Origin of the sequence: Bosea sp. BIWAKO-01, from assembly GCF_001748145.1 — a bacterium.
Classification (GTDB): domain Bacteria; phylum Pseudomonadota; class Alphaproteobacteria; order Rhizobiales; family Beijerinckiaceae; genus Allobosea.
Genome location: NZ_BCQA01000001.1, coordinates 1,819,097 through 1,831,187 on the forward strand (window position 1 = coordinate 1,819,097; position 12,091 = coordinate 1,831,187).

Annotated in this window: 10 protein-coding genes and 1 pseudogene; 10 read left to right on the forward strand and 1 reads right to left on the reverse strand. The window is 59.8% G+C overall.

The window, feature by feature from the left end:
• Positions 1–36: 36 nt before the first annotated feature.
• From BIWAKO_RS08285 to BIWAKO_RS08345, 10 genes and pseudogenes are all read left to right on the forward strand, one after another.
• Complete coding sequence (locus BIWAKO_RS08285) at positions 37–954, forward strand: hypothetical protein (protein WP_069878254.1); 918 nt, start codon at positions 37–39, stop codon at positions 952–954.
• Positions 951–2,069, forward strand: a complete 1,119-nt coding sequence (dbpB, locus tag BIWAKO_RS08290) for a DGQHR domain-containing protein DpdB (RefSeq protein WP_069878256.1) — start codon at positions 951–953, stop codon at positions 2,067–2,069. Before BIWAKO_RS08285 ends, dbpB (BIWAKO_RS08290) begins: the two co-directional genes overlap by 4 nt.
• Positions 2,066–3,352 (forward strand): tRNA-guanine transglycosylase DpdA, encoded by a 1,287-nt coding sequence (gene dpdA / locus BIWAKO_RS08295; RefSeq protein ID WP_069878258.1) that lies wholly within the window; start codon positions 2,066–2,068, stop codon positions 3,350–3,352. Before dbpB (BIWAKO_RS08290) ends, dpdA begins: the two co-directional genes overlap by 4 nt.
• Positions 3,349–4,410: a DGQHR domain-containing protein DpdB gene (gene dbpB, locus BIWAKO_RS08300; RefSeq protein ID WP_069878259.1), complete on the forward strand. Its 1,062-nt coding sequence runs from the start codon at positions 3,349–3,351 to the stop codon at positions 4,408–4,410. The genes dpdA and dbpB (BIWAKO_RS08300) overlap by 4 nt, the downstream gene beginning before the upstream one ends.
• Positions 4,407–5,042 carry a 7-carboxy-7-deazaguanine synthase gene (gene queE, locus BIWAKO_RS08305; protein WP_069878260.1) on the forward strand — a complete coding sequence of 212 codons (636 nt, stop codon included), beginning with the start codon at positions 4,407–4,409 and terminating at the stop codon, positions 5,040–5,042. The genes dbpB (BIWAKO_RS08300) and queE overlap by 4 nt, the downstream gene beginning before the upstream one ends.
• Positions 5,042–5,269 carry a hypothetical protein gene (locus BIWAKO_RS08310; protein ID WP_069878261.1) on the forward strand — a complete coding sequence of 76 codons (228 nt, stop codon included), beginning with the start codon at positions 5,042–5,044 and terminating at the stop codon, positions 5,267–5,269. Before queE ends, BIWAKO_RS08310 begins: the two co-directional genes overlap by 1 nt.
• On the forward strand, positions 5,266–5,967 hold the full coding sequence (queC, locus tag BIWAKO_RS08315; protein WP_069878262.1) for a 7-cyano-7-deazaguanine synthase QueC: 702 nt from the start codon (positions 5,266–5,268) through the stop codon (positions 5,965–5,967). Before BIWAKO_RS08310 ends, queC begins: the two co-directional genes overlap by 4 nt.
• A gap of 1,347 nt (positions 5,968–7,314) precedes the next feature.
• Positions 7,315–8,408, forward strand: a pseudogene (locus BIWAKO_RS08335) (IS3 family transposase); the annotation flags it as partial.
• Positions 8,409–9,407: 999 nt separating this feature from the next.
• Positions 9,408–10,100 carry a MarC family protein gene (locus tag BIWAKO_RS08340; protein WP_069878266.1) on the forward strand — a complete coding sequence of 231 codons (693 nt, stop codon included), beginning with the start codon at positions 9,408–9,410 and terminating at the stop codon, positions 10,098–10,100.
• A 278-nt stretch (positions 10,101–10,378) separates the two neighbouring features.
• Positions 10,379–10,627, forward strand: coding sequence for a hypothetical protein (locus BIWAKO_RS08345; RefSeq protein WP_141740022.1), 249 nt, complete (start codon positions 10,379–10,381; stop codon positions 10,625–10,627).
• A gap of 189 nt (positions 10,628–10,816) precedes the next feature.
• Here the strand turns inward: BIWAKO_RS08345 and BIWAKO_RS08350 are convergent, their stop codons facing one another.
• Positions 10,817–12,091, reverse strand: coding sequence for a polysaccharide biosynthesis/export family protein (locus BIWAKO_RS08350; protein ID WP_069878268.1), 1,275 nt, complete (start codon positions 12,089–12,091; stop codon positions 10,817–10,819).

Below are 12,091 nucleotides of genomic sequence, written 5' to 3' on the forward strand. Positions count from 1 at the left end.
CAATGGTCGTTTAAAAACTGTAAGACCCTGGAAGAAATGCATCAGAAACCGGCTATCATCACGATTTGCTCGGCTGGAAAGCGCGTCCGACAGACCGCTTTGATCGCCGATGCGATTGGCAAAGGGCCGCAGGCGACCGTTGCTGCGCAATGGCGGACGACCCTAGAGAACGCCGCGACGGCCAAGCGCGCAGATCACCTGTATCGAGGTCGAGCATTCAGCGTGGCGCGCGAACTGGCAAAGGCCACGGGGGCCGATTTTCGGGTGCTCTCCGCGGGCCTCGGCTACGTGACTGCGCCGACGATCATCCCCACATATGATCTCACCGTCAGGCCTTCTGGCCCTGGATCTGTTGTTGCGCGGATCGAGGGATCGTTTGATCCGGTCGGCTGGTGGCAAGACATCCAGAAGGGGCCGTTCGCCACAAACTTTGTCGACGATGCCAAAGGCAGGAAGCTGATCCTCCTGTGTTTGTCACGCGCTTATGCCGAAATGGTCGTCTCCGATCTCCTTCAGATTGCGAAGGCCAATCCGACTGCCTTACGGATCTTCGGGCTCTCGATTGCAAGCGCCTTGCCACAGGCGCTGCAGCCGTTCGTAATGCCATACGATGAGCGTCTGGAGACGGTCGGCCCAGCAGGGACTCGGGTTGATTTTCCGCAACGCGCGCTTTCAGACTTCGTCAACCACGTGCTGCCAACATCCCTCGACCTTGCGGCCCAACGGCGGGGGGTGGAGCAGCGCTTGGTGGGCGCGCGGCCAAAGCCCTCGCGCCCACCGCAGCGGCGGGTCGACGATGCGGCTGTCAAGGATTTGATCTTGGCGCTTGCCCCGGCCGTCGGCTGGCGGAACTCCGACATGTTGGCACATCTGCGGCACGTCGCCGGTGTTTCGTGCGAACAGAGGCGGTTTGCAACGCTGTTCCGCGCGGTCAAGGCGGAGGTCTGCCCGTGACCTCACCTTTCCATCTTGATCTCCATGCTGTCCGTACACGGCAAGCTGGCACAGAAGTGTTCGCCATGTTTCTTCCCGGATCAAAAATCCTGGAGATCGCCGAAATCGCCCGCATTGGACCGGGCCCGAATGGTGATATCGAAGGCTTTCAGCGGCCGGAAATCAAAGCGCATGTGCGCGGCATCGCAGAGTACCTCAACCGCGGTGATGTGCTGTTTCCCAATGCGGTGATCCTCGCGCTGGTCCCTGGCGTCAAATTCACGGCAAAGCGCGGGACCAAAAACCAGTATGTAGAACAGGGCAGCGATAGCGGCGTGCTGTCCATTCCCGTCCGCCCCAATCGCAAATCGGCCTGGATCGTCGATGGCCAACAACGGGCGCTTGCACTTTCCCAATCGGAGTGCGGCAGCTTCCCGGTGCCGGTGATCGCGTTTGTATCGGGCGATCTCAGTATCAACCGCGAACAGTTCATTCTGGTGAACAAGGCTAAGCCGCTTGATCGCCGTTTGATCGATGAACTCTTACCGAAAGTCGGCTCGGTTCTGCCGCGCGATCTCTCGGCGCGCCGCGTGCCCAGCATGCTGTGCACTATCTTGAATGAAACACCAGGGTCGCCATTCTACCAATTAATCAAGCGACCGTCGGCGGTCTCCGCTACAGCGGTGATCACCGACACCAGCCTGACAAACTTGATCCGACGGAGCTTGCAAGATCCGCGCGGTGCGCTTGCTGTGCACATCGGACCGGACGGCCCTGCCGATCTTGATGCGATGTACCATGTCATGGCTTCGTTCTGGGGCGCTGTTCGCGACGTTTTCTCACAGGCTTGGGGGCTGCCGCCCGATCGCAGCCGATTGATGCATGCGGCCGGCATGGCAGCGATGGGTGTCTTGATGGACCAGGTGATGACCCGACCCAGCGATGCCTCCAACGACTACAATATGGCCTATACGGTTTTGAAGCGGATTGCCCCGCACTGTCACTGGACGGAAGGGCGCTGGGACCATCTGGGTCGCGACTGGAACGATATTCAGTGCGTTCCGAAGGATGTGCGCTCGCTGTCAAATCTGTTGGTCGCTTTGGAGCGGGATATCTCCCGCCAGGTGGCCGCATGAAGTTTCTCTATTCCGACAGTCTCGATTTCGTCGATCCGCTTTTCGATTTTGTCAAAGATCAGCGGAGCAGCACACGCCGGGTCCATCATGACGACCTGTTTCCGCACGAATTTCTGGACACGCCACCTTATGACGGACTGCTGGTCTCGCGGGCGATCGTCGGCGACGTCAAGCGCGTCGGAAAATACAATGACTCGCAGGCGATGCGCTTCCGCCGCGAGGGTGCGCGCTCTTTCTTGCGTTTTCCCGAGAGCCAATATCCTGGCAGCATGCTCATGGGCGATAACGGCGCGTTCACCTACCGCAACGAAGCTGTGCCCCCGCATACCGTTGAGAACACACTCGAGTTTTACCATGATGCTGGCTTTACCCATGGCTGCTCGATCGATCACTTGATCTTCGATTTCCAGGCCGATGGTTTGCCGCCTTCGGACGAAGCGCAGCGGCGGTATGACATCACTCTATCGTACGCTGAAAAGTTCTTGCCAGCCTCGCGACCACTAGGGCCTAACTTCACACCAGTTGGGGTTATTCAAGGGTGGTCGGCTGCCAGTATGGCTACGTCCGCGGCCGCTCTCGTGAAGATCGGATTCTCTTACCTAGCAGTTGGTGGCATGGTCCCGCTGCAGATCGATCAGATCAGGCAAGCGCTGCAGGCGATCCGAGAGGCCATCCCAAGTTCTGTCCAATTGCATCTTCTTGGATTTGGTAAGACGGAAGAGTTGCAGTCCGTACGGGCCTTCGGCGTGTCGAGTTTCGACACAACTTCACCGCTGTTGCGGGCCTTCAAAGACGGCAAGCGAAACTACTACAGTCTCAACTCTGACGGATCGCTCGACTATTACACGGCGGTTCGGATCCCACAGGCTCTCGACAACGACAAGCTGATGCGGCGGGCCAAGCGCGGTCACCTTGACCAGGAAAGCTTGCTGCGCCTGGAGCGGGATGCGTTGGAGACGGTGCGGGCGTCGGCTGCACGCAAAGACACGGTCGAAGCCGCTGTCCAAGCGGTTTTGACCTATGGTCGCTATGCCCTGTGGGACGATAAGGCGAGCGATGCGCGCAACGAAGCGAAGCTTGCAACACTTGAGACTGCTTACACACGAACGCTCGGCGATCGACCTTGGGAGCGTTGCGATTGCCGTGTCTGCCGGGAGGCCGGCGTCGATGCTCTGATCTTCCGTTCCTCGAACAGAAACAAGCGTCGCGGCATGCACAACCTGCACGTGTTTCACCGCCATTTAAAGACATCCGAGCCGGTTGCTCTGGAGGAGACAGTATGACGATCTTGCGTTTTGGCCCGACCATTTCTCCGCGCCAGGGCAGTGGTCCGCGTGTCGTTTGCTTTACAGCGACTCCGCGTCAGGTTGACACGATTGCCCGAATCGACCGGATCAGCCGAGATCTCGACGGCAAGCTCAAAGGCTTTCAGCGCCAACAGATTTCGACCCACGTCAGTGAGATCGAAGCTTATCTGCGCCGGCCGGATGCAATGTTACCGAATGCGATCGTGTTGGCCTTCTCCGAAAAGGCCTATGTAGATGACCAAGGGTGTTTGTGCGTCGACGTTACCGACGGGCCTCCGGGATGGGTGGTTGACGGCCAGCAGCGCTTCAGCGCGTCGAAGCGTTTGGGCGATGATAACCCATTTGAGTTCGTTGTGTCGGCGTTCCTTTGCGAGGATCGCGCGGAACTCAATCGCCAGTTCATCTTGATCAACAATACCAAGCCGTTGGCCAAGCCTCTGATTTATGAACTGCTGCCAGGAGTTGCGGGACTGCCGTTCCGGCTTTCGAACCGGTCAGAAGCCGCATGGATGATTGAGGCTCTGAATTATCGGCGAGTTTCATCGCTGTTCGGCCAGATCCATCAGCAGACCAATCCGGACGGGATCCTCAAGGACACCCTGATCCAGAAGATGCTGATCAATTCGCTACAGAATGGCGCACTCCGTCACGCGGCCCGGAACGATCGGTTGATGACTGAAGGCTTTGAACTGGTCAGCAATTTCTTCGCCGCCGTGCAGCAGGTCTTTGCCAGCGATTGGGTCGATCACAAGCCAAAATCGTCGCGCCTCCTGCATGGCGTAGGTCTGATCGCAATGGGCTACGTGCTCGATCAGCTGGACCACAAGGGCTGCCGTACGTTGGAAGACTTCGTGCTCGGCCTGCGGCCACTCGTGGGCCGCACGCACTGGTCGAGTGGCGAATGGGTCTTCCCCGATCAGAGCCGACGCTGGGACACGCTACAAAACACGAGCGCCGACTATCGTTTGGTGAGCGATCATCTCATGCGTTTGTTGCGTCATGCACCACCCATTCGCGCGGTGGCGGTCGCATGAGCACGTACGCTGTCAAAGAGATCTTTCTGACGCTGCAGGGAGAGGGCGCCCATCAGGGACGTGCCGCCGTGTTCTGCCGCTTTTCAGGATGCAATCTCTGGTCAGGCCGGGAAGAGGATCGGGCCAAGGCGATTTGCACGTTTTGCGATACTGATTTTGTGGGGATCAATGGGATGCGTGGCGGCCGATACCGCTCGGCCGCCGACTTGGCAGATGCGATTTCTGGCGAATGGCGAGGCGGTCGTGAAGGCCGTCTGTGCGTCCTGACGGGCGGCGAACCGATGCTGCAAATTGATGCCGACTTGATCGCGGCGCTGCACGATCATGGTTTTGAGATTGCCGTGGAGACCAACGGCACACTGTTGCCGCCAGAAGGCTTAGATTGGATCTGCGTGAGTCCCAAAGCCGGAGCTGACTTGAAACTGAGGTCAGGGCATGAGTTGAAATTGGTTTACCCCCAGAAGGGCGCTTTGCCGGACATCTTCGAAGATCTGGCCTTCGACCGCTTCTCTTTGCAGCCGATGGATGGTCCGAATGTCGCTGAAAACATCGCCCTGGCCATCAGGTACTGCCTTCATCACCCAAGGTGGCGCCTGAGCGTCCAGACCCACAAACACCTAGGAATTCGCTGATGATCGAGTTGTCGAAATCCTTCAACTTCGATACTGGCCCCACACTTCAGCGGTCCATCAAGGCGGAACCCAGTCGTCGCTTCCACGGCCATTCGCACCGGGCCGAGGTTGCGATGTGGATCTGGCACCGCTTTGAGCCCAAGCTTCCCGGACTGTCCTGCGTGACTGTTCGGAGCGAAATCGCAGGTGAAACCTGCCGGTACCTTGAGCCGAAGGCAATGGCATGACACAGCCCGACAAAGCGCTGGTTCTGTTTTCGGGCGGCCAAGATTCGATGACATGTTTGGCCTGGGCGCTCGATCGCTTCGAGAACGTCGAGACGATCGGTTTCGACTACGGGCAACGCCATCGCATTGAGTTAAAGGTTCGACAGACTGCCATCACGCGCTTGCGCCGTGATTTTCCGCGGTGGGCAGAAAAGCTCTGCCAGGATCACATGATCGACATGACGATCCTCGGACAGGTCAGCGAGACGGCACTGACGCGCGGTGTTGCCCTCGAGATGACCGAACGGGGGCTTCCCAATACATTCGTACCTGGTCGGAATCTGGCGTTTTTGACCTTTGCTGCTGCGGTTGCGTATCGGCGCGGCTTGAAGCATATCGTGACCGGTGTTTGTGAGACGGACTATTCGGGCTATCCCGACTGCCGCGATGACACGATCAAGGCGATGCAACTGGCCCTCAATCTCGGCATGGAAAGCCGATTTGTCATCCACACGCCTTTGATGTGGATCGATAAGGCGCAGACTTGGGCATTGGCCCATGACCTTGGTGGAGATGCCCTCGTTGATCTGATCCGGGATGATACGCACACGTGCTACTATGGCGACCGGACGCATGACCACCTCTGGGGGAAGGGATGCGGCGCGTGTCCTGCCTGCGATCTGCGCCGTGCAGGATGGGAAAAATTTGTGGCCGCTTGATTCAGCATTGAATTTTTGAGGCTGTACCGCTTTAGCGCGCGCATAATACGCCATCTCGAAACCGACGTTTCGCCTGGAGCCACTGCTCTAGCCAGACTGCCTTCCCCTCCCAAGGTGCATTGACTCGCGGACGTCATATTTGCCTTGACGGCAACACTGTGGATTCCTCGTAGCGGCCGCCATTGCATAGATCTTCAAGCTGCTGAAACCGATCCGGCGTCCGCGTCTCGAATGCGCGCGTACCCCCGCACTCGGTCCAAGTAGGATCCGGGCGTCAACCCGCGCGCACGGATGCGGGTCCAGCCCAACTGCTGCATTATTCGGGATAGCCTAATCGTCTGTGCAGGTCGCTTGCGGAGCGGCACGTCGAGCCAGTCGAACACCTCGCGTGTGAGAATACGCTCGACGCCGTCCGAGCCTACCGTGCCGTGAAGACGCGCCAGAGCCTCATGCCAGTCGTCGCGTGCGGCCCTCTGTCGGACTTCATCTCGCGCACGCTGAAGCACGGTCATGAAGGCATCACTCTTCGACGAAGGCTCCTGAGCGCATGCGCTTGCCGCGGGCGCGTTGTCGTCTGTCCAGTTGTCGACTTGAATTGCCATTCAGCTACTGAACCTTATCTGGGACAGCATCTCGCCCGCAGTCCTGCGGCCTCCAGCGGAAGTGCCGATCCAGGTTAAGCGCAACCCTGGGCCTAAAGCTCGCATTCACAACGGCGCCTCGCACGAATTCGGGTGCGCCAGGCGACGCCAAGACGCCAGAAACGTACTCACCGAACGTCGGATGCCGACCGATATCGAAGTCGTTTGCGCTCAAAGAGTCCCTGAACATCGCCATGAGATGTCCGAGGGGGGTCGTGTACTTCAGTTGGTCACGCTGTTCCCTGCTAACGGGGAACGGTGGCGAATTCGGAAAACTGTGGCCATTGTGCCAAGCCTCGGCGATCAAGACGCGCTTCGCCTGATCCATCTGGTCCCTGACCGGATCGTCTGGAAACATGAACTTATCTCCGGTCACCGGATTAGTGCGAAGGCCCGGGGGGCCCTGAACTACGCTCTGAAACAGCTCCGCAACATGATTGGAGATGGCAGCATACATGTTTGGCCTCAGAGTTGGCGGTTCACGTTCTGCGCCGCGCCAGTGCGCCAGCCCCTATAGGGGCTGGCGCACTGGCGCCCTGGCGCAACGAGGTTTGCGTCAATGATTGCGCCACGCACTGGCGCACTGACGCAAATGGCTTGGTGGGCTAGGGGGGCACCTCCTTGGCAGACGCTACCACCTCGAACATCTTCCGCAGTTTGCGATGCCGATCTACGCGCTCAACCTTCTTCAGCCGACCGTGATTCTTCAATCCGAACGATCAGTGTGACGGCGTTCACCTATTACCGTTGGCGCAAGGAGTTTGGCGGCCTGAAGTCCGACCAGGTGAAACGGCTCAAGGATCTGGAGAAGGAAAACGAGCGGCTACGGAAGGCTGTCTCGGATCTGACGCTTGAGAAGCTCATTCTCAAGGAGGCTGCCTCGGGAAACTTCTGAGCCCCTCCCGCCGCCGACGCTGCATCGACCACGCCATCATGAAGTTTGGCGTGTCGGAGCGGCTGGCGTGCCGGGTCCTGGGGCAGCATCGGTCTACGCAACGCAGGGTGCCGGTGGGACGGAGCGACGAGGCAGCGCTGACAGCCGACATCGTCGAGCTTGCGACCCAGTATGGCCGCTATGGCTATCGCCGGATCGCAGCGATGCTGCGTTCGTCAGGCTGGGCCGTGAACGTCAAACGTGTCGAGAGGATCTGGCGGCGCGAAGGGCTCAAGGTCCCTGCAAAGCAACCGAAGAAGGGCCGCTTATGGTTGAACGATGGATCCTGCGTTCGGCTACGACCGGAGTGTCCCAACCATGTCTGGTCCTACGACTTTGTGGAGGATCGCACCCACGATGGCCGCAAGTTCCGCATGTTGAACGTGATCGACGAGTTTACCCGGGAATGCATCGCGATCCGGATAGACCGGAAGCTCAAGTCCACCGATGTCATTGACGTCTTGTCGGACCTCTTCGTCCTGCGCGGCGTGCCGGGGAATGTTCGTTCGGACAATGGTCCCGAGTTCGCCGCCAAAGCGGTGCGGGAGTGGATCACAGCGGTCGGCGCGAAGACGGCCTTCATCGAGCCAGGCTCGCCTTGGGAGAACGGCTATTGCGAGAGCTTCAACTCCAAGCTTCGCGACGAGCTCCTCAACGGCGAGATCTTCTACAGCCTCGCCGAGGCAAAAGCCGTCATCGAAAGCTGGCGAAAGCACTACAACACCGTGCGGCCCCACTCATCGCTCGGATACAGGGCTCCGGTACCGGCCGCCATTATGCCTCCGCCAAATCCATCTCAGACATGGCCGCAAAGCCGACCATGCATTAGACTGAAACCGGGCCACCCAATGGGGGCAGACCAATGACACGCCGTTGTCCAGGCGTCGGGCGCTTCTATTTTGGTCCTGCGCGTCGCAAGCAGGCGATAGAGCGGCTGCGCGTATAGCCAATGTGGCTTACCATCGATAAGTATCCGCTCAGGTATTTGCGAGGTCATGCTTCTTCTCGCAGAAGAGTAAAGCGCCGACGCCGGGCAGCCGGAAATGTTTAAAAATCATACCAAAAATGCATGCTGAGCGCAAATCGATACGCCTATAAGATATTGATATAAAATATAAAAATCTGCTTTTCGCCTGCTTCCCGCACCAGCGCCTGGCGGCTTCGCCCTTAACGGAAGGGGCCTCGACGATGGAAGGAGCGTGTGAGGTGCGGCGAAGTACCGACAGCCGACTAGAAACGAGAACGGCCCAACAATCACCTCGATGAGGCAGAGTATTTGCCGCCAAATTTGCGAAGAGGGAGGGCCGTAGAGGGCTATAGCGTAGATATATTTCTCATCTTCGCTCGCGACGGCGCGCCATTTCTTTCAATAACGTAATGACCATCTAGCTGCGCCCACTTTCGAGCGGGTCAGCAAGCAGTGCGCGCAGTTTCGATGAAGCGATCATAGCCATAATCGGCCCGCGACTTTCGCGCCCTCGATCACGCGCAGGAACTGGCATCTGAAGGCTCGTTCCAAGCCAGAGTTTGACTGACCTGCAGGCTTTGACGTCCAGTTACAGCAAGGCGTACGGTGACGATCGATGGCCGAGACATGATCGCGGCACCATACCGTGCCTACATCCGCCGCGCGAACCAGGCTTGCCGGTCACGGTCCGGCTTGATGCGGTGCCGTCCTATGGCCCCACAGGAGGCGCAGCACAGCGGAGAACCTGAATAGGGTGCCATGACAATTTGAGGGCTTAGCTATGAAAGATGCGATCGGAGGCGACGATGCGTGCTTCGCTTCTTCCGGAGAACGGCCCTCCGCGGAGACGTTCCAAGGTCCTGGAATTGTCGGCCCCGGCCATCTCGAGTCGATTTGAATGTCGGCGGCCATCAATACATTCCTGGTCGTGCTCGCAGCGATCTTTCCCGTGGTCAATCCGCCGGGATCAGCACTCGTCTTCCTGGGATTGACGCGCGGCGCGGTGCCCGACACAAGGCGCATTCTCGCGCGGCGTATCGCGGTGAACTCGCTCTTCGTCCTGATGGGTTCATTCCTTCTGGGCGCGCTCATCCTGCAGTTCTACGGGATCTCGATCCCCATCCTCCGCGTGGCGGGTGGGCTGATCGTAGCGGTATCCGGATGGAAGCTGCTCAACCAAGGCAGCCAGAAGGATTTCGAGGCGTCTGCGGACGATGTGTCACGCGCCAACCTCCTGACCCAGGCCTTCTATCCGCTGACCCTGCCACTGACCACCGGGCCCGGCACGATCGCCGTCACGATCAGTATCGGGCTTTCGCGAGCAACCTTCACCGCGTCGTCCGGCGAGCTCGTCTTCGTTCTCGCCAGTCTCCTGGCAATCGCCGTGATCGCGCTCAGCATCTGGTTCTGCTTTGCCTATGCCGTTCGCGTGCAAAAACTTCTCGGGCGAGGCGGCACGGAAATCGCGGTTCGCCTTTCGGCGTTCATTCTATTCTGCCTGGGCGTACAGATCCTGTGGTCGGGTGCGAGCGAATTGCTGAGCTCGCTGCTGCATGGACCGGTCAGCGCAGCTTCACCCACGGCGACCTGATTCCAGGAGATGCCTGAGGCGAACGAACGGCATCTCCTGGCGCGCCGGCAGCAAACCGTACCCGCGATGAATGGCACGTCCGCCAGCCGAGGGTCTGAAAGCCGTCGCCGAAAGCAGGGTGTGAGCGCAATGTGCGCCCTCGCGATCCCGGCGCTCAAGCTCCGCGACCGCCGTTCCGACGGGGTTGATCCATCGGGTCGGTGGAGATCGCCAACTTGCCGGCCCCATGTTTTTCTCGGATACTGTTATCCGCATGAAATGAGTTGAAAGATCGCGCGATGAGAGCTGCTCTGGTTGTTTCCAGTCTTATTCTGTTGACCAGCATTGCAGGCTGCACGCCGCGCGAGGAATTCGCCGCACCGTCAGTTGCCTCCACTGCCGCGCCCCGCACCACGGCCGAGCGCAGCTATCTCGACGTCGGTCCCGCTCCCGGCCGAGGCGGCCCAGCCTATATCCAGGCGAACACGACAAGCGCGCCGCGGCAAACCGATTTCTTCGGCAATGACGTGCTGCCCCGAGCCCCGTAGGACCTTCGAAATCTGAAGCGAAGGCGCCCTTCGCCGACCGCAAGCATCCTCATAAAATTCGCCTCCCCGTTTCCTCGCAGACCCGGAATCAGCCGCTCGAACATCAAGCTGTTCGAGCGAGAAAAGGGAGCGGGTGGGTGGACCTCACCCGAGGGCCGATGAGCGTCCTCTGCGCGATCCTGCTGGCCGTTATTGCACGGCTGCAGCAGTGGCGCCCTCTCCGCGAAACACGGCCTCGATGACATCGCCCGGCTCCACCTCGGTGTCTTCGGTGGAGGGCAGGCGTTGCCATTGCTGGCCAGCTTTCCGGACGATGACGACCTCGGAGCGAAGGTCGTTGCCTGCAGCTGGCGTCGAACTCACATTGCCGAGGGGACGGAGCTTTTCGCTGATCGCCTGAATTCTCACGCTGAGATCCGCCAAGCGTAGATTTGAGTCCCTCAGCTCGCGCAACAGAGTGATCCGCCGCTGATTGGCGACGCGCTCGAGTTGGCGACCATATTCTTCGACCTGCAGCCGCGTCCGCATCAACTGGGCAGTGGTTTCCAGGCGGCGCGATGACGACAGGAGCAGCGCGCGTCGGCTCTCGCTGATACGCTGACTGACCAGGGCGCCGCTTCCAAACAGCTTATTGACCCGCTCAAGCTCCTGGGAATCAGCCTGCACGCCCTTTTCCTCTTCCTGCTCGCGCTGGATCAGCACCGTGACCTGCTCGCCTGCCTCCCTTACAGCGCGCTCCAGGAAACTCCGCTCCTCGCGGAAATCGGCCAGCGAGATCTTGAGCGATTCCGCCTCGCTCTGGGCAACGCCCGAGGCCACGATCGTGGGCAGGGGCGAACTCCTCGGCGGGCGCTGATCAAAGGTCTCCTGATCATCCAATTCAGCGCGCACGCGCAGAGCGTGGAAATATTCCTTCAGATACTCGGTCCAGAGCGAGTCATGATCGCGCCGCATGTCAACAGGGTCCGGGCCGAGCTGGCCGGCACGAGAGCGAAGCAGGCTGTATCCGCCAGCAACGGTAATGGCCTGCCGGACCGTCATGGTCGGCCGATAGGCCTGCTGGCCGGGGGTGAGCACGTCGCCGGCGACATAGATCGGCCGGTATTCGGCGACCCAGGTGGTCACGTCGCCCGGCCTGACGACCTGGACCTGTTCGCGGCCATCTGGAGCGCGAAATCGGAAGACCTTGGTCGGCATCAGGGCCTCCATCCGGCTCTGGAACTCCGCCGGGGTGAGGCCTGCGACGACTACCGAGCCGACGGCCGGCAATGCAATCGTGCCGTCGAGCTGGACCGTCGCCCGCTGACGCTGATCCGGCAATCCGGCCAGGGCCATCTCGATGGTATCGCCGGGGGCAAGCCGGTACGGCGCTCCGGCATGGGCTCCGCCGCTCAGGCAGGCGGCCAGCAGGACGCCGGATGCGAGCCTGCCGAGGCTGGGACGCTTGACTGCAAACAGGGTCAT